This window comes from Streptomyces sp. NPDC037203, assembly GCF_055605065.1.
Genome location: NZ_JBVJUC010000013.1, coordinates 211,467 through 231,067 on the forward strand (window position 1 = coordinate 211,467; position 19,601 = coordinate 231,067).

Consider the following 19,601-nt stretch of genomic DNA (forward strand, 5'->3'; position numbering starts at 1 on the left):
TTCACAGGAAAGGCGTCACCACCCGGTGATGCGCAGTCAAGGAAGCACAGCTCGCTCTCACGAAGGGGAGTGCCGCAATGGCCGACGGCCGTAAGTTTGTAGACGCGCACGCGCAAAAGCTCGAGAAGAACGTCATCGACCGCTACGACTCGGTCACCAAGTGCCTCGGCCGGCTCCAGGGCACGATCGACATGATCGAGACCCACTGGACGGGTCAGGGCTCCAACGCGTTCAAGACGAAGCAGCACGAGATCAACGAGCACATGGCCGCGATCGGCCGCATGCTCGAAGACTTCCTCCAGGGCATCAACCTCAACCAGAAGGACAAGACCAAGCTCGAGGACGAGCTGCACTCGACGATCAACAAGGTCGAGGTCGACGCCGGCGCGAGCACCTCCGCGCTGAACCTGTACTGACCACGATCGATCATCCGAGGAATCCGAGGAAGAGGAAGACATGACCACTCCGCACTACCAGGACCTGAGCGTCAAGTACGGCGCGTTGGACGCCCTCACGACCGAGCTGGGCAACGTGGCCAAGCAGCTGGAGGACGACCTCGGCGCGCTGAAGAAGGCCGTCCACGACGTGGCCGAGGGCTGGGGCGGCGAGGCGTACGACTCGTTCCAGCGCAAGTCCGTGAAGTGGGACCAGCACGCCAGCGGCATCCACCAGGCGCTGCTCTCCATCAGCCAGCGGGTGCACGCCGCCGGCGGTGACTACCGCGGGGGCGACCTCAAGGGCGCCAGCTACTTCGAGTAGGCCGGACGCCGCACGAACGGCACGGGGGTGGGCACGCGCGGGAGGTGCCCACCCCTCCGTGTCTCCCGCGGGACGCTCAGTACTCCACGTCCACCAGCCCCGTCTGGACCAGCGTCTTCCCCCGCCTGCGCGACACGAAGACGCCCCGGCCCGCCGGCATCGGACGCGGCCGTACCCCGCCGAGGATGTCACCCTCGCTCGGGTCGCCGGCCAGCACCACGCCCTGCGCGCCCAGCTCCATCATCCGCTGCATGAACGCCTCGAACGAGGCCCGGCCCGCACCCGCGGTCGACCGGGCGATGATGAACCGCACGCCGACGTCACGGGCGAACGGCAGCAGATCGGTGAGGCCGCTCAGCGGGTTTCCGCTCGACGTCGACACCAGGTCGTAGTCGTCCACGACCACGTACACCGTCGGACCCCGCCACCAGCTGCGCTCCCGCAGCTGCCGGGCCGTCACATCGGCCGTCGGCGTACGCCGCTTCATCAGGTCGGCGAGGGCCACCATGTGGTGGTCCATGGCGTTGGACATCGGGATGTACTCGGCCAGATGCGAGGCCGGGGTGACATCCAGCAGCGAGCGCCGGTTGTCGACCACGAAGAACTTCGCCTCGTCGCCCGAGTAGCGCTGCGTCAGCTGCCCGATGAGCAGCCGCAGCAGGTTCGACTTCCCCGACTCGCTCTCGCCGAAGACCATGAAGAACGGGTCCGTCTCGAAGTCGACGAACACCGGTTCAAGATCGTTCTCGTCGATGCCGAAGGCGACCCCCTGCCGGGGGAACCGGTCCCCCGCGGGCAGCTGGGCCACCGGGAGTTCGCGGGGCAGCATCCGCACCTGCGGGGCCCCCGGCGCCTGCCAGTGCCGGGAGACCTCGGCCGCCAGCGCGGCCGTCGCGTCCGCCAGGTCCGTGTCGGACGTCAGGCCGTCGATACGCGGCACCGCCGCCATGAAGTGCAGTTTCTGCGGCGACACACCGCGACCGGGCACACCTGCGGGCACGTTCGCCGCCACCTTGCGGTCGATCTCGGAGTCCATGGTGTCACCGAGCCGCAACTCCAGGCGGTTCATCAGATGGTCCTTGAGGTTCGCGCGGACCTCCATCGAGCGCGACGCCGTCAGGACCAGGTGGATGCCGTAACCGAGACCGCGCGCGGCGATGTCCAGGACGGCCGGCTCCAGACTGTCGTAGTCGGTGCGGAAGCTGCCCCAGCCGTCGATGACCAGGAAGACGTCGCCCCACGGCTGGTCGGTGACCGAGATCTCGCCGCGGGCGCGCCGGGCGCGGAAGTCCTGGATCGAGGCGATGCCCGACGTCCGGAAGTACTCCTCGCGGCGTCGCAGCACGCCGTAGACCTCGGCCACCGTCCGGCGCACCCGCTCAGGGTCGAGCCGGGAGGCGATCCCGCCCACGTGCGGCAGACCGGATACCGCCGCCATGCCACCGCCACCGAAGTCGAGGCCGTAGATCTGCACCTCGTGCGGTGTGTGCGTCAGCGCGAAGGAGCAGATCAGCGACCGCAGCAGGGTGGACTTGCCGGACTGCGGGCCGCCCAGGAGCTGCAAATGGCCCGCCGCCCCGGAGAAGTCGAGCCACAGCGGCTCACGACGCTGCTCGTACGGCTTGTCGACAAGGCCCACCGGGACGACGAGGCGCCCCGCACCCTCGTAATCCGGCTGGGTGAGCCCGCGCCCCTGGACGGCCGTGAGTTTGGGCAGCAGCCCGTCCAGCGAGGGCGGGCTGTCCAGCGGCGGCAGCCACACCCGGTGCGCCGCGGGGCCCTGCGCCTCCAGCCGGCGCACGATCACATCGAGCACCGTGTCCGCGAGCGCGTCGTCGACCTGCGCCGCCGACTCCGTGCGCTGCTTCGGCACCGGCGCGTAGTGCACGGGCACCTCCGCGGCCGTGAACAGCACCGGCCGCCGTTCGACGGGCAGCGGCCCCCCGGCCGTGGCGCCCTGCCTGCCCCCCGAGCGGTACACCCCGGAGACGTACGCCGCCTTGAACCGCACCATCTCGTCGGTGCCGAACTTCAGGAAGCCGGAACCGGGCACGTTCGGCAGCTCGTAGGCGTCCGGGACGCCGAGCGCCGCGCGCGACTCGGCCGCGGAGAAGGTCCGCAGACCGATCCGGTACGACAGATACGTCTCCAGGCCGCGCAGCCGGCCCTCCTCCAGGCGCTGCGAGGCCAGCAGCAGATGCACGCCCAGCGAACGGCCGATACGGCCGATCTGCACGAACATCTCGATGAAGTCCGGCTTGGCGGTCAGCAGTTCGCTGAACTCGTCGATCACCAGCACGAGCGAGGGGATCGGCTGGAGCGGGGCACCGGCCGCGCGCGCCTTCTCGTAGTCGTGGATGTTGGCGTAGTTGCCCGCGTCGCGCAGCATCTCCTGGCGGCGGTTCAGCTCGCCGCGGATCGAGTCGCCCATGCGGTCGACCAGCGTGAGGTCGTCGGCCAGGTTGGTGATGACCGCCGCCACGTGCGGCATCTGCGCCATGCCGGCGAAGGTGGCGCCGCCCTTGAAGTCGGCCAGGACGAAGTTCAGGGTCTCCGAGGAGTGGGTGACCGCGAGCCCCAGCACCAGGGTGCGCAGCAGCTCCGACTTGCCGGAACCCGTCGCGCCCACGCACAGGCCGTGCGGACCCATGCCCTCCTGGGCGGCCTCCTTGAGGTCCAGCATCACGGGCCGGCCGTCGGGACCGACACCGATCGGCACCCGCAGACGCTCGGCCAGCCCCCGCGGCCGCCAGGTGCGCTGCGGATCGACGGACGCCGCGTCACCGAGATTCAGCAGCTCGGTGAAGTCCAGGTTCGCCAGCAGCGGTTCGTCGTCGTCACCGCCGGAGGCCAGCCGCAACGGGGCCAGCTGCCGGGCGAGGGCCTCGGCGGACTCGTACGACAGGGCATCCGGCGTGCCCTCGTAGATCTCCCCGTCCGCCGGCTCCAGGCGCAGGAGGCCGGGCTGGGCGACGACCGCGAGGTCGCCGCGGGCGCCGGTGGGCTCTCCGGGCACGATCTCGATCACCGTGACGCCTTGCAGCCCCTCCATGGTGGACAGGGCCGAGTCCGGCGGCAGGGACACCCCGTCGAGTACGACGACGATGTGGGGCTCCTCCAGGAGCGGCGCGCCGCTCGGGTGGAACCGGGGCCGGCCGGCCAGCCGGTCGGCGAGCAGGATCTCGAGTTCGTGGGCGTCGGGGCCGATCAGCCGCCGGGTACCCGCGCCGTCCACCGCGTCCGGCGCCTGGGCGTGCGGCAGCCACTTGACCCACTCCCAGCGCGGCAGCGCCGCACGGCCGGCCACCACCGCGACGATCAGGTCCTCGGGGGAGTGCAGCGCGGCCAGCGAGCCGGTGAGGGCACGCACGGTCGAGCGTGCGCACTCCGCGTCGCCGCTGACCGAGACGTGGTAGAAGGCGCGCAGCGACACGGCCATCGGCAGATCGTCCAGGGTGCCGTGGACGTCGAGGAAACGCTCCATGGCCCCGGCCGTGAGCGGCTCCAGCCGGCCGGCCGGACCGGTCTCGGGCGCGATGAGGGGGGTGGCCAGCTCCTGGGAGCCCAGTCCGATGCGCACCTGGGCGAAGTCCTCGTCGCCCGGCCTGCGTTCCCAGACCCGGCTGCCCTCGGCGACCAGCGCCCACAACTGCTCGGGCGAGGGGTGCAGGTAGTACTGCGCGTCGCGCTGTGCCTTCGCGGTGTGCACGGCCGCGCCGCGGGTCCCCGCCAGATACCGCATGTAGTCGCGCCGCACATCGGCGAGTTGGCCCTGCGAACCGCGCCGGAAGCGGACGACCATCGCGATGGACATGCCGACCGTCGACGCGATCATCACCATGCCCATGATCTTCATGAACGGCTGCCCGTTCGTGAAGAAGAAGACCACGGAGCCGCCCATACCGAGCGTCGGCAGCAATTGCATCAGGACGCTTTCCTGCGGCCCCCGCGGCAATTCCGGAGGAGGCTGGAGAACGACCTCCCCCGTGGGCACTTCGGACGGCAGCGCCCGCGGCGGGCGCTTCACGACGATGTGGCTCACTGCTCCCCAATTCCTTTGCCAGGCCCCAAGAATGAGGTCCGTCCCCCGTTGACGGACGGACGCAGGCCGCCGCGTGATCCTACTGACTCCACCAGTCGGCGGTGCGGGGTAGGGTGCCGGGTGTTCGCTTGAGCACACGCGAACAAACCCCGTGAAGCGGGGTATTCCGTGCGAGGCGTCATCGCATGCCATCCCACGGCGGAGCCGGTCGGCGCCCGCCGCGTCGATTCCCGGTGATTCCGGCCGGGCAGGGGCGCGGGATATTCACTGCACGGACGCAGGATCATCACTGAGGGGGAGTACGAGGTGAGCACGACGGCCACGGGAACAGCGCTGCCCGGCACCGGAACGGGGTCGGGACTCGGTTTCTGCCGGGTCACGATCGTCGCGCCCGACAGCCGGATCGACGTGGCGCTGCCCGACGACATCCCGGTCGCCGACATCTACCCGGAGATCCTCCGGCTCTCCCGGCAGGAGCCCGCCGAGGGCGCCCCGGTCGGCTACCACCTGGTGCGCCGGGACGGCACCGTCCTCGACAGCGCGCGCTCCTTCGCCGCACAGCGGATTCTCGACGGCGAACTGCTCACCCTGCGGCCCTTCTCCGAGTCGCTGCCGCCGGCCGTCTTCGACGACGTCTCCGAGGCCGTCGCCTCCTCGGTGACCCGGCATCGCACCCTGTGGAGCGACGACCTCACCCGCGTCGCGGGCCTCGTCGGCGCGGGCGCCCTGTCCGCCCTGCTCGCCTTCGTCGCCTGGCAGGCCGACCCCGGACACGACATGCACAGCCTGCCCGGCATCCTCGCGGGCGTCGCCGGAGTGCTCCTCGTCGTCTTCGCCGCCGTCCGCGGCCGGGTCTACGACGACCGGGGCTCCGCGATCGCCCTGGGCCTCGGTGCCCTGCCCAACGCCGGTGTGGCCGGCTCCGGCCTCCTCGCCCTGGCGCACGACCAGGGCGTCGGCAAGCTCCAGTTCCTGCTCGCGTGCGCGGCCGTCCTGCTCGCCTCGGTCGTCCTGACCCTGTGCACACCCGGCGGGGACGCCCCGTTCGTCGCCTTCGTCCTCGCATCCGCGCTCGGCCTGGTCACGGTGTTCACGGCCATCCTCGTGCACTGGACACCCAAGGACATCGCCGCCCTGTGCGCGCCCCTCGCGGTCGGCGGCCTGGCCTTCCTGCCGGGGATGTCCATGCGCTTCGCCCGGCTGCCCATCGGCTTCGAGCCGCCGAACTCCGCCCAGAGCAGCACCTACGGCACGGAGACCGTCGTCCAGGAGCCGGTCGACCTGAAGCGGATCGAGGCCCGGGCCCGGCGCGGCCACGAGATCCTCGTCGGTCTCGTCGGCGGCTGCGCGCTCACCGCCCTCGCCTCCTGCGCGGTGCTCGGCTTCTCCGACGACATCTGGGCCCAACTGCTCGCCCTCGCCACGGCCCTGGCCCTGCTGATGCGCGCCCAGCTGTTCCGCTACACCGGACAGGTCGCCCCGCTGCTGGCGGCCGGGCTCGGCGCGCTCGTGCTGCTCGGCCTCGGACTGGCGCTCAACCCGCCGCAGTCCATCCTGCGTGACGCGCTCACCGGCGACCGCTCGGGCCTCGACATCCGCGCCATCTGGCTCGCCGCGGCGATCGCGGCCGGCGCGGCCCTCGCGGCGGCCGTGGGGCTCATCGTCCCGCGCCGGGGCCTGAGCCCCTTCTGGGGACGGTTCCTGGAGATCGTCGAGGGCTTCGTCCTCCTCACGCTGGTCCCCCTCGCGCTCGCCGTGTTCGACGTGTACTCGGCCGCCCGCGCGATGACCAGCAAGTGATCCGGGTCTCGTACCGCCGGACCGCCCGCCCCCGGCGAGGCGGCGAAGAGAAGGACCTCGCAGCGTGCACTTCGGCCCGCCCCCGTCCGCATACACACAGTCCGCGCTGGCCGCCGACCAGGCGCGCGGCCGACGCCGCCGACGCCTCCTGGGGGTGATCGCCGCGGCCGTGGCGATCGTGCTGTGCGCCGGCGCCGGCCTGCTCTGGTACCACTCGTCCGGCGACCGGACGGGTCCGACCGACGCCAAGCCGGCCCGGCAGTCCCCGGACGACGTGCGCGACAACCGCCTGAACACGGAGATACCGCCCGTCTCCCCGGAGGGCCAGACCGTCGTCCGGCACGAGGAGAAGCTCCCCAAGGGCCGCTACCGGTACTCGCCCGGCCTCTGGGCGACGGGCAAGATCGTCGCGCGGGCCGTCTCCGACCGGATCACCGGCTACAAGATCGGTGATTCGCTGGACGCCGACAACACGGCCTGGACCCTGCGCCTCGACGGCCCTGTCTGCGCCGTCGGCCATGACGTCACCGTCGACGGCCGGACCGCCGTCGTCGTCCAGTCGGCGCACGGCAGCTGCGACCACGTGCTCATGTTCGATCTCGGCACCGGCAAGCAGCTCTGGAAGCAGAAGATGCCGTCCGCCGACTTCGCCGACGCCACGGACACGAACCTCGCCCTGACCCGCGGTGTCGTGGCCGTCGCCTGGGGACAGGGCTCGGTGGCGTACGACATGGACAGCGGCAGGCGGCTGTGGAACACCACCCTCGCCACCTCCCAGTGCCACGACGCGGGCTACGCCGGGGGCCCGGCCCTGCTGGCCCTGGTCAGCTGCAAGCAGGCCGGCGAGAAGACCTACCGGGTGGAGAAGCTCGAACCGCGCAGCGGCAAGGTCGTCTGGCGGTATCCGGTCAGCAAAGGCGTCCAGCAGGTGTACCTGCCGTCCTCCGCCCCGCCCGTGATCGCCGTCGCGGCCGGGGACACCATGGTCACGGACCTGATCACCCTGGACCCCGGCACAGGCAGGCTCCAGGCCACCATCTCGCTGAAGAAGTACGAGCCCGAGTGCGGCCCCGACCCCATGGGCTACTTCGGAGTCGTCGACAAGTGCACCGGCATCGCGGTCGGCCGCGACCGGATCTTCGTGATGAGCAAGGACTCGACCGAGTTCCTCAAGCCCAGCAACCACATCACGGCATTCGACGTCCGCAAGGGCACGGCCGTCGCCGCCTTCCAGGGCCGGCCGTTCCAGTCCGTCCTCCCCGTCCGCATGAACGGCGACGACCTGATCCTCTACCGCAGCAGCCTGGACGACGTGCAGCCCGCGGCCATCGTCGACTGGAACCCCCGCACCGGCAAGGAGACCCCGTACCTCCTCTTCCACGTGCCGGAGGGAGACGTCAAGTACGGGGGGAAGGTGGAGGACGAGCCCGACTTCTCGTTCATCCTGTACCAGCAGGGCCACGCGTTCTTCGCCCCTTACCAACTGCAGTTCGACGACCCGCGCAAGGCAGGCTCGGTCGTCTCGGTGTTCGGCGTCGGCACCGCCGGCCTCAAGCACTGACCCCGATCGGACGAACCCGACCCGCACAGCGGAAAAGGGGCGGCACCCCCAGGGTGTGCCGCCCCTTTCCGCCGTTCACCGGCGCCCCTACTGGGCGTCCAGCCCCCCGTTGTGCGCCATCGGCTTGAGGTCGAACTCGCCGTCCCGCGCCCCCAGCACGAACGCCCGCCACTCCGCCTCCGTGTAGCGCAGCACCGTGTCCGGGTCGAGGGAGGAGCGCATGGCCACGGCCCCCTCGGGGAGGTACGCGATCTCGACGCGCTCCTCGTGCTCCTCGGTGCCCGGAGCGCAGTGCCACTCGACGTCCGAGATGTCGAGCGCGTACAGCTCGTCGCGCTCGCGCTCCTTGCGTGCCTTGATCTCGGCTTCCGTTTCCGCCATCTCGCGGCGACCCCTTCCCGACGTAACGTACGGTCCCGGTGACGTACAGTCCTGATGCTCACCCTAGTGGCCGCACGCCGCTCCCCGGAGGGGTTCGCCGACCGGGGGAAACGGGCCCGCCGCTGCCTGGTACCCTGAGTGACGGCCGTTCGTGTACGCACCCCCGGAGCCCCGTGCCCTGGAGGCCGCGCGCAGCGGATCCCCGCCTTCCGAGTCACGGAAGCTCCCCCGAGACGTAGACCGGGGGCACTCGGTGGCCTCAACAGACTATGAGGAGTACGCGTGTCGCTCGACGCCGCTACGAAGAAGCAGATCATCGGCGAGTTCGGTACCAAGGAGGGTGACACCGGCTCCCCCGAGGTCCAGGTCGCTCTGCTGTCCCGTCGGATCTCCGACCTGACCGAGCACCTCAAGACCCACAAGCACGACCACCACAGCCGTCGTGGCCTGCTGATCCTGGTCGGTCAGCGCCGTCGCCTGCTGCAGTACCTGGCGAAGAAGGACATCCAGCGCTTCCGTGCGCTGGTCGACCGCCTCGGCATCCGCCGCGGTGCGGCCGGCGCCAAGTAAGGACGCCGTGAGGGGAGCGGTTCCCGACAGGACTCGGGGGCCGCTCCCTTTGCTGTACGTGCGGAAACGTGCGCGGTGTCACTCACGCTTTGTAGTGTGGTAGCACAACGCAAGACGCACCAGGCAAGAACGCAGTACGCAAGAACGCACGACACAAGACGAGGAGAAGCGCACCACGCCGCCGCCGGTCCTCGGTAGTGGCCCCCGGGGGAAGCGAACCCCGGGTGCTTCGATCGAAGACCGGCCCGCACCAGGCGCGCTTCTCCACCACCGTCCCCCTGCCACACGGGCAGGCCAGGGACAAAAGACGATAAGTAACGGAGAAAACGCTAGTGGAGAACGAGACCCACTACGCCGAGGCCGTCATCGACAACGGCGCCTTCGGTACCCGCACCATCCGCTTCGAGACCGGCCGCCTGGCCAAGCAGGCCGCCGGCTCCGCCGTGGCCTACCTGGACGACGACACCATGGTGCTGTCGGCCACCACCGCCTCCAAGAACCCCAAGGACCAGCTCGACTTCTTCCCCCTCACGGTGGACGTCGAGGAGCGGATGTACGCCGCCGGCAAGATCCCCGGCAGCTTCTTCCGCCGCGAGGGCCGCCCCTCCGAGGACGCGATCCTCACCTGCCGCCTGATCGACCGCCCGCTGCGCCCGTCCTTCAAGAAGGGCCTGCGCAACGAGATCCAGGTCGTCTGTACGGTCATGGCGCTGAACCCCGACCACCTGTACGACGTCGTCGCGATCAACGCCGCGTCCGCGTCCACCCAGCTGGCCGGTCTGCCCTTCTCCGGCCCGATCGGCGGCGTCCGCGTCGCGCTGATCCGCGGCCAGTGGGTCGCCTTCCCGACGCACACCGAGCTCGAGGACGCCGTCTTCGACATGGTCGTCGCGGGCCGCGTCCTGGAGGACGGCGACGTCGCGATCATGATGGTCGAGGCCGAGGCCACCGAGAAGACCATCAAGCTGGTCGAGGGCGGTGTCGAGGCGCCGACCGAGGAGGTCGTCGCCGCCGGTCTGGAGGCCGCGAAGCCGTTCATCAAGGTCCTGTGCCGCGCCCAGGCCGACCTCGCCGCCAAGGCCGCCAAGCCGACCGGCGAGTTCCCGATCTTCCTGGACTACCAGGACGACGTGCTGGAGGCCCTGACCGCCGCGGTCAAGCCCGAGCTCGCCCAGGCGCTCACCATCGCCGGCAAGCAGGAGCGCGAGGCCGAGCTGGACCGCGTCAAGGCGCTGGCCGCCGAGAAGCTCCTCCCGGAGTTCGAGGGCCGCGAGAAGGAGATCTCCGCCGCGTACCGCTCGCTGACCAAGACCCTGGTCCGTGAGCGCGTCATCAAGGAGAAGAAGCGCATCGACGGCCGCGGCGTCACGGACATCCGTACGCTCGCCGCCGAGGTCGAGGCCATCCCGCGGGTGCACGGCTCCGCGCTGTTCGAGCGCGGCGAGACCCAGATCCTGGGCGTCACCACCCTCAACATGCTCCGCATGGAGCAGCAGCTGGACACCCTCTCCCCGGTGACCCGCAAGCGCTACATGCACAACTACAACTTCCCGCCGTACTCCACCGGCGAGACCGGCCGCGTCGGCTCCCCGAAGCGCCGCGAGATCGGCCACGGCGCCCTCGCCGAGCGCGCCCTCGTGCCGGTGCTGCCGACCCGCGAGGAGTTCCCCTACGCGATCCGCCAGGTGTCCGAGGCCCTCGGCTCCAACGGCTCGACGTCCATGGGCTCGGTCTGCGCCTCCACCATGTCGCTGCTGAACGCCGGTGTGCCGCTGAAGGCCCCCGTCGCCGGTATCGCCATGGGTCTGATCTCCCAGGAGATCGACGGCGAGACGCACTACGTCACCCTCACCGACATCCTCGGTGCGGAGGACGCCTTCGGCGACATGGACTTCAAGGTCGCCGGCACCAAGGAGTTCGTGACCGCCCTCCAGCTCGACACCAAGCTGGACGGCATCCCGGCCTCCGTCCTCGCCGCGGCCCTCAAGCAGGCCCGCGACGCCCGCCTGCACATCCTCGACGTGATGATGGAGGCCATCGACCGGCCCGACGAGATGAGCCCGCACGCCCCGCGGATCATCACCGTCAAGATCCCGGTCGACAAGATCGGTGAGGTCATCGGCCCCAAGGGCAAGATGATCAACCAGATCCAGGAGGACACGGGCGCCGAGATCACCATCGAGGACGACGGCACCATCTACATCGGTGCCGCCGACGGTCCCTCGGCCGAGGCCGCCCGCGCCACGATCAACGGCATCGCCAACCCGACGATGCCCGAGGTCGGCGAGCGCTACCTGGGTACGGTCGTCAAGACCACCACCTTCGGCGCGTTCGTCTCCCTGCTGCCCGGCAAGGACGGCCTGCTGCACATCTCGCAGATCCGCAAGCTCGCCGGCGGCAAGCGCGTGGAGAACGTCGAGGACGTCCTCGGCGTGGGCCAGAAGGTCCAGGTCGAGATCGCCGAGATCGACTCGCGCGGCAAGCTCTCCCTCGTCCCGGTGATCGAGGGCGAGGACGGCGACGAGGCGAAGGACGACGCCGAGAAGTGACGTCCCGTAGCGCACAGGTGACGGCCCGCCCCTCTTCGGAGGCGCGGGCCGTCGCCCGTACCCAAACCCTCATCAAGGGCACCGGCGGCATCGGCACCGTCCGCAAGACCACCCTCCCCGGTGGCCTGCGCGTCGTCACCGAGACCCTGCCCTCCGTCCGCTCCGCGACCTTCGGTATCTGGGCGCACGTCGGCTCCCGTGACGAGACCCCGTCCCTGAACGGTGCCACGCACTACCTGGAGCACCTGCTTTTCAAGGGCACCGCGCGCCGCTCCGCGCTGGACATCTCCGCCGCCATCGACGCCGTCGGCGGCGAGATGAACGCGTTCACGGCCAAGGAGTACACGTGCTACTACGCACGCGTGCTCGACACCGACCTGCCGCTCGCCATCGACGTCGTCTGCGACATGCTGACCGGCTCGCTCATCGCCGAGGAGGACGTCGACGTCGAACGCGGCGCGATCCTCGAAGAGATCGCGATGACCGAGGACGACCCCGGCGACTGCGTGCACGACCTGTTCGCGCACACCATGTTCGGCGACAACGCCCTCGGCCGCCCCGTCCTCGGCACCGTCGACACCGTCAACGCCCTGACCGCCGACCGCATCCGCCGCTTCTACCGGAAGCACTACGACCCGACCCACCTCGTGGTCGCCTGCGCCGGCAACATCGACCACAACAAGGTCGTACGCCAGGTCCGCGCGGCCTTCGAGAAGGCGGGCGCGCTGAAGACCCCGGACGCACAGCCCATCGCCCCGCGCGACGGCAGCCGTACGATCCGCACCTTCGGCAAGGTCGAACTGCTCGGCCGCAAGACCGAACAGGCCCATGTCGTCCTCGGCATGCCGGGACTCGCCCGCACCGACGACCGCCGCTGGGCCATGGGCGTCCTCAACACGGCCCTCGGCGGCGGCATGTCCTCGCGCCTCTTCCAGGAGGTCCGGGAGAAGCGCGGTCTGGCCTACAGCGTGTACTCGTACACCTCCGGCTTCGCCGACTGCGGCCTGTTCGGCGTCTACGCCGGCTGCCGTCCCAGCCAGGTGCACGACGTGCTGCGGATCTGCCGCGACGAACTCGACCAGGTCGCCGCCAACGGGCTGACCGACGACGAGATCGCCCGCGCCATCGGCCAGTTGCGCGGCTCCACGGTCCTCGGGCTGGAGGACACCGGCGCGCTGATGAACCGCATCGGCAAGAGCGAGCTGTGCTGGGGCGAGCAGATGTCGGTGGACGACATGCTGGCGAAGATAGCCGCGGTCACCCCGGACGAGGTCCGCGCGGTCGCCCGCGACATCCTGGGCAGGCGCCCGTCGCTGTCGGTCATCGGCCCGCTCAAGGACAAACAGGCCGCGCGACTGCACGACGCCGTCGCCTGACCTTCGGAATCGACAAGTCGGCAAGTCAGCAAGGATCGTGAGGAAGCAAGGATGAGCAAGCTGCGCGTGGCGGTCCTCGGGGCCAGGGGCCGGATCGGGTCCGAGGCGGTCAAGGCGGTCGAGGCCGCCGAGGACATGGAGCTGGTGGCCGCTCTCGGCCGCGGCGACAAGCTGGAGACGCTGGCGGAGACCGGCGCCCAGGTCGCCGTCGAACTGACCACTCCCGCCTCGGTCATGGGCAACCTCGACTTCTGCGTGCGCCACGGCATCCACGCGGTCGTCGGCACGACCGGCTGGACCGAGGACCGCCTCGCGCAGCTGACGGGCTGGCTCGGCCAGTCCCCGGAAACCGGCGTGCTCATCGCCCCGAACTTCTCCATCGGGGCCGTGCTGACCATGAAGTTCGCGCAGCTCGCGGCGCCGTACTTCGAATCGGTCGAGGTGGTCGAGCTGCACCACCCCAACAAGGTCGACGCGCCGTCCGGTACGGCCACGCGCACGGCGCAGCTCATCGCCGAGGCCCGCCGCGCGGCCGGCACCGCGCCGGCCCCGGACGCCACGGTCACCGCGCTCGACGGCGCCCGCGGCGCCGACGTGGACGGCGTCCCCGTGCACGCCGTGCGGCTGCGCGGCCTCCTGGCCCACCAGGAGGTGCTGCTCGGCGCCGAGGGCGAGACCCTCACCATCCGGCACGACTCCCTGCACCACAGCAGCTTCATGCCGGGCATCCTGCTCGGCGCGCGCCGCGTGGTCACCACTCCGGGCCTGACCTTCGGCCTCGAGCACTTCCTCGACCTGAGCTGAGAACACTCCCTGCCATGCGCGCGAAGATCAACTATCTCGTCACGGCCGCCGTCCTGGTCTTCTACTTCGTCCTGGTCGGCAGCCGCGGCGTGCTGCTCATAGAGACCGGTACGGCCCTCACCGTGACCTTCGGGGTCGCGGTGCTGATCCTGCCGGTCATCGGCCTGTGGTTCCTGTGGAAGAACACCCAGTTCGTCCGCCGGGCCAACCAGCTCGCCGCCGAGCTCGACGCGGAGGGGGGCCTGCCGGTGGACGAGCTCAAGCGCACGGCGGGCGGCCGTATCGACCGCGACTCGGCCGACGAGGTCTTCGCCCGCCGAAAGGCCGAGACGGAGGCGTCTCCGGACGACTGGCGCTGCTGGTTCCGCCTGGCGGTCGCCTACCACGACGCCCGCGACACACCTCGCGCCCGCAAGGCCATGCAACGAGCGATCGCCCTGCACGCGGGCCGCGTCCCGACGGACGTCTGATCCCGCGCGATACCGGCCGACTTCAGATCGGCGGGTGCGCGGGCCGACTCGGGACCGCGGGCGTGCGGTCGCTTGTCGCGCAGTTCCCCGCGCCCCTGTAGGACGCTTCGGCCGCGGGCAGCCGCGGCTGCGCGGGGCGCCTCACCGGCAGCGTTCCGCCGCCCACGCCTCCACCGCATCCGCCGCCCGGTCGAACCCCGCCGGCCGGTTGAGGAAGTCCAGCGACGCCGTCGTCAGCAGCACCCCCGCGTCCCCCGCCCGGTCCTCCCGGACCAGCACCAGGGCCTGCCCCTGCACCGTCCTCGGCATCCCCAGCCAGCGCACCGGCTGCTGCACCGTCCGCACCGAGCCCACCCGCGCCCACGGCACCGTCCGCGTCCTCAGCAACCCGACCTGCCGCACGCCCCGCGGACTCACCCACACCCCCACCCGCAGCAAGCGCAGCGCGCCGGCGATCACCACCAGGCCGATGCCCAGTACCACCGCCGCGGACGACGAGGACCCGGTCACCGCGATCAGCACCGCAGCGAACAGCACGAACGACGCCACCATCAGCACCAGCGCCGCCAGTCCCACCCGCCATGGGCCGGGCCGGTAGGGGCGCCGCCAGCGGTCCCGGTCGTCGTACGGCAATGCGCTCTCGGAGGCCACCTCGAAGGGACGGTCGGCCGTCAGGAAGGGCAGGGGCACGGCGGTTCCTCACTCGCTGCTCGCGGGGGCTGTGCCCGGTGAGGCTATCCGGCCGCCTGCCCGCTCACCAGCCCGGAACCGCCGTAAGGGTCAGTGCCCCTGGGACGCCTGGGACTGCGGCGCCGGCGGATCGGCCGGCGTGGACAGCGCCGGCATGCCGACGAGCAGCGCACCCACCAGCCCGGCCACGACGGTCAGCGCCAGCAACCAGCGCCCGGCTATCTCGCCGAAGGACCCTCGCTGCCGCGGCGGGGGAGTCACATTGCTGCGGAACGTATCGCCCTCGGCGAGGAAGGCGAAGGGTACGGGCTCACGCCGGCGGGACATCGCGGTTGCCACTCCTTTCCCGTTTCAGCATCGAACGTGCGGGTCTCACCGGTACAGACGATCGAGTACCGCAAAAGGTGCCCATGTCGGAAAAAATCGTCGGCGCGTTTTTCGGGGTGAGGTCCCGCTCCGGCCCCGGCGGGTGCCCCGTAAGGTGGGCGCGAACCACCGAAGTGAGGGAAGGACCCCAACCCCCGTGACCACCCCCGAGTCGCTCACGTTCCGCAGCGATGTCACCGTCGAGCTGGTGAAGTCCAGCGCTTCGGACGCCGACGTCCTCTTCGCCGCCCGCGTCTCCACCGCCGGCGAGCAGTCCCTGGACGAGCTGAAGAAGGACCCCGAGCGCTCCAAGGGTCTGATCAACTACCTGATGCGCGACCGGCACGGCAGCCCGTTCGAGCACAACTCGATGACCTTCTTCATCAGCGCCCCGATCTTCGTCTTCCGCGAGTTCATGCGGCACCGCGTGGGCTGGTCGTACAACGAGGAGTCCGGCCGCTACCGGGAGCTGGAGCCCGTCTTCTACGTGCCGGACGCCTCCCGCAAGCTGGTGCAGCAGGGCCGCCCCGGCAAGTACGTCTTCGTCGAGGGCACACCGGAGCAGCACGGCGCCGTCAAGGGCGCCCTGGAAGCGTCGTACGAGCAGTCGTACGCCGCCTACCAGCAGCTTCTCGCCGAGGGCGTCGCCCGCGAGGTCGCCCGCTCGGTGCTCCCCGTCGGCCTGTACTCCTCGATGTACGCCACCTGCAACGCGCGCTCCCTGATGCACTTCCTCGGTCTGCGCACCCAGCACGAGCTGGCCAAGGTGCCGTCCTTCCCGCAGCGGGAGATCGAGATGGTCGGCGAGAAGATGGAGGCGGAGTGGGCGAAGCTCATGCCGCTGACGTACGCCGCCTACAACGCGAACGGCCGCGTCGCCCCGTAACAGGGCCCCGGACGAAGGGGCTGCCCGCGGCCCTGTTCCACCGCGCGGAACGGATGTGCGGGTCAGCCTCCTGAGGTGTCCGTATTGCGGCATTTAGAGAAGTTCATCTAGCCTGATCAAACGGGCCCGGCACTGCTTGAACCCCCGAGCAGGCAGTGCCGGGTTCCACTTTTGTCCTGACTTGCCCGGACCCCCAAGGGCAGACCGCGCAGGGCGCACCGAGTAGCGTGTTACCCATGGCTCCGACCTCGACTCCGCAGACCCCCTTCGGGCGGGTCCTCACCGCCATGGTCACGCCCTTCACGGCGGACGGCGCACTCGACCTCGACGGCGCGCAGCGGCTCGCCGCCCACCTGGTGGACGCAGGCAACGACGGCCTGATCGTCAACGGGACCACCGGCGAGTCCCCCACCACCAGTGACGCGGAGAAAGCGGATCTCGTACGAGCCGTCCTGGAGGCGGTCGGCGACCGCGCCCACGTGGTGGCCGGGGTCGGCACCAACGACACCCACCACAGCATCGAGCTGGCCCGCGAGGCCGAGCGCATCGGCGCCCACGGCCTTCTGGTCGTCACGCCGTACTACAACAAGCCCCCGCAGGAGGGCCTGTACCGGCACTTCACGGCTGTCGCCGACGCGACCGGCCTGCCGAACATGCTCTACGACATCCCCGGCCGCAGCGGCGTCCCGATCAACACCGAGACCCTCGTCCGGCTCGCCGAGCATCCCCGGATCGTCGCCAACAAGGACGCCAAGGGCGACCTCGGCCGCGCCAGCTGGGCCATCGCCCAGTCCGGACTCGCCTGGTACTCCGGCGACGACATGCTGAACCTGCCCCTGCTCTCCGTGGGCGCGGTCGGCTTCGTCTCGGTCGTCGGCCACCTGGTCACCCCGGACCTGCGCGCCCTGGTCGACGCGTACACCTCCGGTGACGTCGTCAAGGCCACCGAGATCCACCAGAAGCTGCTCCCGGTCTACACCGGCATGTTCCGCACCCAGGGCGTCATGACCACCAAGGCCGCGCTCGACCTGCTGGGACTGCCCGGCGGCCCGCTGCGCTCGCCCATGGTCGAGTGTTCGCCCGAGGAGATCGCCCAGCTCAAGATCGATCTTGCGGCCGGCGGGGTACAGCTCTAGCAACAGACTTCAGCACCACCCGGACCCCCGCGGTCCAGAAGCTCCAAAGGCTCCAGTGGCTCCCGGAGCTTCACAACTGAAGACACCACAACCGAATACGGCGGGCCACCGGTGCCCGCGTCACCAACGACAACTGCTTCGCACGAACGTCATGCGCGCCACGTGCCGTACCGGTACGTGGCGCGTGTGGTTGAGGAGAGTCTTTTGAGTCATCCGCATCCTGAACTCGGCCCGCCCCCGCCGCTCCCCGCGAGGGGCCTGAGGGTCACCCCGCTCGGCGGTCTCGGCGAGATCGGCCGGAACATGACGGTCTTCGAGTACGGCGGCCGTCTGCTCATCGTCGACTGCGGAGTGCTTTTCCCTGAGGAGGAGCAGCCCGGAATCGACCTCATCCTGCCGGACTTCTCGTCGATCCGGGACCGTCTCGACGACATCGAGGGCATCGTCCTCACCCATGGCCACGAGGACCACATCGGCGGCGTCCCCTTCCTGCTCCGCGAGAAGCCGGACATCCCGCTGATCGGCTCCAAGCTGACCCTCGCGCTGATCGAGGCCAAGCTCCAGGAGCACCGCATCCGGCCGTACACCCTGGAGGTGGCCGAGGGGAACCGCGAGCGCATCGGTCCCTTCGACTGCGAGTTCATCGCCGTCAACCACTCCATCCCGGACGCCCTGGCCGTCGCCATCCGCACCCCCGCGGGCATGGTGGTGCACACCGGCGACTTCAAGATGGACCAGCTGCCGCTGGACAACCGCCTCACCGACCTGCACGCCTTCGCGCGGCTCAGCGAGGAGGGCATCGACCTCCTGCTGACCGACTCCACGAACGCCGAGGTCCCCGGCTTCACCGCGCACGAGCGGGACATCTCCAGCGTGCTGCGCACGGTCTTCGCCGGCGCCCGCAAGCGCATCATCGTGGCGAGCTTCGCCAGCCACGTCCACCGCATCCAGCAGATCCTGGACGCGGCGCACGAGTACGGCCGCCGGGTCGCCTTCGTCGGCCGCTCCATGGTCCGCAACATGGGCATCGCCCGCGACCTCGGCTACCTGAAGGTCCCGCCGGGCCTGGTGGTCGACGTCAAGACGCTGGACGACCTGCCCGACCACGAGGTGGTCCTGGTCTGCACGGGCTCCCAGGGCGAGCCGATGGCGGCGCTGTCCCGGATGGCCAACCGCGACCACCAGATCCGCATCGTCGACGGCGACACGGTCATCCTGGCCTCGTCCCTGATCCCCGGCAACGAGAACGCGGTCTACCGCGTGATCAACGGCCTGACCCGCTGGGGCGCCAACGTCGTCCACAAGGGCAACGCCAAGGTGCACGTTTCCGGCCACGCCTCCGCGGGCGAGCTGCTGTACTTCTACAACATCTGCCGCCCGAAGAACCTGATGCCGGTGCACGGCGAATGGCGCCATCTGCGCGCCAACGCCGAGCTGGGCGCGCTCACGGGCGTCCCGCACGACCGGATCGTCATCGCCGAGGACGGCGTGGTGGTGGACCTGGTCGAAGGCAAGGCCAAGATCTCCGGCAAGGTCCAGGCCGGCTACGTCTACGTCGACGGGCTCTCCGTCGGCGATGTGGGCGAGCCCGCGCTCAAGGACCGCAAGATCCTCGGCGACGAGGGCATCATCTCGGTCTTCGTGGTGGTGGACTCTTCCACCGGCAAGATCACCGGCGGCCCGCACATCCAGGCCCGCGGCTCGGGCATCGAGGACGCGGCCTTCACCGAGGTCGTCCCGAAGATCAACGAGGTCCTGGAGCGGTCCGCCCAGGACGGTGTCGTGGAGCCCCACCAGCTCCAGCAGCTGATCCGCCGCACCCTCGGCAAGTGGGTCTCCGACAACTACCGCCGCAGGCCGATGATCCTGCCCGTGGTCGTGGAGGTCTGACGACCCGTCGGCTCGGACCGGGAGCGGGGCGCCTCGATTTGCATCGGGGCGCCCCGCTCCAGTACGTTTACGACCCCGCCGGGTTGGGAACCCCAGCACTTCACGTGCTGGACAAGGTGCCTCGGACCGGTTGGGAAATCCGGCTCAGAACTTCTGATAAAGTCGGAACCGCCGGAAAGGGAAACGCGAGAGCGGGCACCGGAAGGCACCGAGGAAATCGGATCGCGAAGATCTGATAGAGTCGGAAACACCGAAGGGAAGCCCGGAGGAAAGCCCGAGAGGGTGAGTACAAAGGAAGCGACCGTTCCTTGAGAACTCAAC

16 protein-coding genes are annotated in these 19,601 nt (G+C 70.1%); 12 read left to right on the top strand and 4 right to left on the bottom strand.

What is annotated here, in order from left to right:
- Positions 1 to 77 precede the first annotated feature (77 nt).
- Positions 78 to 416, top strand: a complete 339-nt coding sequence (locus ACZ7EC_RS29235) for a WXG100 family type VII secretion target (RefSeq protein ID WP_471067228.1) — start codon at positions 78 to 80, stop codon at positions 414 to 416.
- 40 nt (positions 417 to 456) lie between these two features.
- Positions 457 to 759, top strand: coding sequence for a WXG100 family type VII secretion target (locus ACZ7EC_RS29240; protein ID WP_471067230.1), 303 nt, complete (start codon positions 457 to 459; stop codon positions 757 to 759).
- Between the two features lie 76 nt (positions 760 to 835).
- On the opposite strand, the gene eccCa is transcribed toward ACZ7EC_RS29240, so the two are convergent.
- Complete coding sequence (eccCa, locus tag ACZ7EC_RS29245; RefSeq protein WP_471067231.1) at positions 836 to 4,801, bottom strand: type VII secretion protein EccCa; 3,966 nt, start codon at positions 4,799 to 4,801, stop codon at positions 836 to 838.
- A 306-nt stretch (positions 4,802 to 5,107) separates the two neighbouring features.
- Between eccCa and eccD the strand changes: the two genes are divergently transcribed.
- Both eccD and ACZ7EC_RS29255 read left to right on the top strand, forming a co-directional pair.
- The gene (gene eccD, locus ACZ7EC_RS29250) at positions 5,108 to 6,601 is read left to right on the top strand and encodes a type VII secretion integral membrane protein EccD (protein WP_471067232.1); all 1,494 of its coding nucleotides are present in this window, start codon (positions 5,108 to 5,110) and stop codon (positions 6,599 to 6,601) included.
- Between the two features lie 64 nt (positions 6,602 to 6,665).
- The gene (locus ACZ7EC_RS29255; protein WP_471067234.1) at positions 6,666 to 8,162 is read left to right on the top strand and encodes an outer membrane protein assembly factor BamB family protein; all 1,497 of its coding nucleotides are present in this window, start codon (positions 6,666 to 6,668) and stop codon (positions 8,160 to 8,162) included.
- Positions 8,163 to 8,249: 87 nt separating this feature from the next.
- Here the strand turns inward: ACZ7EC_RS29255 and ACZ7EC_RS29260 are convergent, their stop codons facing one another.
- Positions 8,250 to 8,543, bottom strand: coding sequence for a DUF397 domain-containing protein (locus tag ACZ7EC_RS29260; RefSeq protein ID WP_471067235.1), 294 nt, complete (start codon positions 8,541 to 8,543; stop codon positions 8,250 to 8,252).
- Between the two features lie 282 nt (positions 8,544 to 8,825).
- Here ACZ7EC_RS29260 and rpsO point away from each other — a divergent pair, with 282 nt between their 5' ends.
- From rpsO to ACZ7EC_RS29285, 5 genes are all read left to right on the top strand, one after another.
- Complete coding sequence (gene rpsO, locus ACZ7EC_RS29265) at positions 8,826 to 9,113, top strand: 30S ribosomal protein S15 (RefSeq protein ID WP_030177470.1); 288 nt, start codon at positions 8,826 to 8,828, stop codon at positions 9,111 to 9,113.
- Between the two features lie 332 nt (positions 9,114 to 9,445).
- On the top strand, positions 9,446 to 11,662 hold the full coding sequence (locus ACZ7EC_RS29270) for a polyribonucleotide nucleotidyltransferase (protein WP_471067237.1): 2,217 nt from the start codon (positions 9,446 to 9,448) through the stop codon (positions 11,660 to 11,662).
- Positions 11,659 to 13,038, top strand: coding sequence for a M16 family metallopeptidase (locus tag ACZ7EC_RS29275; RefSeq protein WP_471067239.1), 1,380 nt, complete (start codon positions 11,659 to 11,661; stop codon positions 13,036 to 13,038). The genes ACZ7EC_RS29270 and ACZ7EC_RS29275 overlap by 4 nt, the downstream gene beginning before the upstream one ends.
- Before the next feature lie 51 nt (positions 13,039 to 13,089).
- Positions 13,090 to 13,842, top strand: a complete 753-nt coding sequence (dapB, locus tag ACZ7EC_RS29280) for a 4-hydroxy-tetrahydrodipicolinate reductase (RefSeq protein ID WP_471067241.1) — start codon at positions 13,090 to 13,092, stop codon at positions 13,840 to 13,842.
- 14 nt (positions 13,843 to 13,856) lie between these two features.
- The gene (locus ACZ7EC_RS29285) at positions 13,857 to 14,312 is read left to right on the top strand and encodes a hypothetical protein (RefSeq protein WP_471067243.1); all 456 of its coding nucleotides are present in this window, start codon (positions 13,857 to 13,859) and stop codon (positions 14,310 to 14,312) included.
- Positions 14,313 to 14,453: 141 nt separating this feature from the next.
- Here ACZ7EC_RS29285 and ACZ7EC_RS29290 read toward each other — a convergent pair whose 3' ends face one another.
- Both ACZ7EC_RS29290 and ACZ7EC_RS29295 read right to left on the bottom strand, forming a co-directional pair.
- Entirely contained in the window at positions 14,454 to 15,002 is a 549-nt protein-coding gene (locus tag ACZ7EC_RS29290) for a hypothetical protein (protein ID WP_471067245.1), read from the bottom strand.
- A gap of 90 nt (positions 15,003 to 15,092) precedes the next feature.
- Positions 15,093 to 15,329: a hypothetical protein gene (locus ACZ7EC_RS29295; protein ID WP_471067247.1), complete on the bottom strand. Its 237-nt coding sequence runs from the start codon at positions 15,327 to 15,329 to the stop codon at positions 15,093 to 15,095.
- Between the two features lie 196 nt (positions 15,330 to 15,525).
- Between ACZ7EC_RS29295 and thyX the strand changes: the two genes are divergently transcribed.
- The 3 genes from thyX (at position 15,526) to ACZ7EC_RS29310 (ending at position 19,280) form a co-directional block, all read left to right on the top strand.
- Positions 15,526 to 16,254 carry an FAD-dependent thymidylate synthase gene (thyX, locus tag ACZ7EC_RS29300; protein WP_471067249.1) on the top strand — a complete coding sequence of 243 codons (729 nt, stop codon included), beginning with the start codon at positions 15,526 to 15,528 and terminating at the stop codon, positions 16,252 to 16,254.
- A 236-nt stretch (positions 16,255 to 16,490) separates the two neighbouring features.
- Complete coding sequence (dapA, locus tag ACZ7EC_RS29305) at positions 16,491 to 17,390, top strand: 4-hydroxy-tetrahydrodipicolinate synthase (protein WP_471067251.1); 900 nt, start codon at positions 16,491 to 16,493, stop codon at positions 17,388 to 17,390.
- 204 nt (positions 17,391 to 17,594) lie between these two features.
- Positions 17,595 to 19,280: a ribonuclease J gene (locus tag ACZ7EC_RS29310; protein WP_471067253.1), complete on the top strand. Its 1,686-nt coding sequence runs from the start codon at positions 17,595 to 17,597 to the stop codon at positions 19,278 to 19,280.
- Positions 19,281 to 19,601 lie beyond the last annotated feature (321 nt).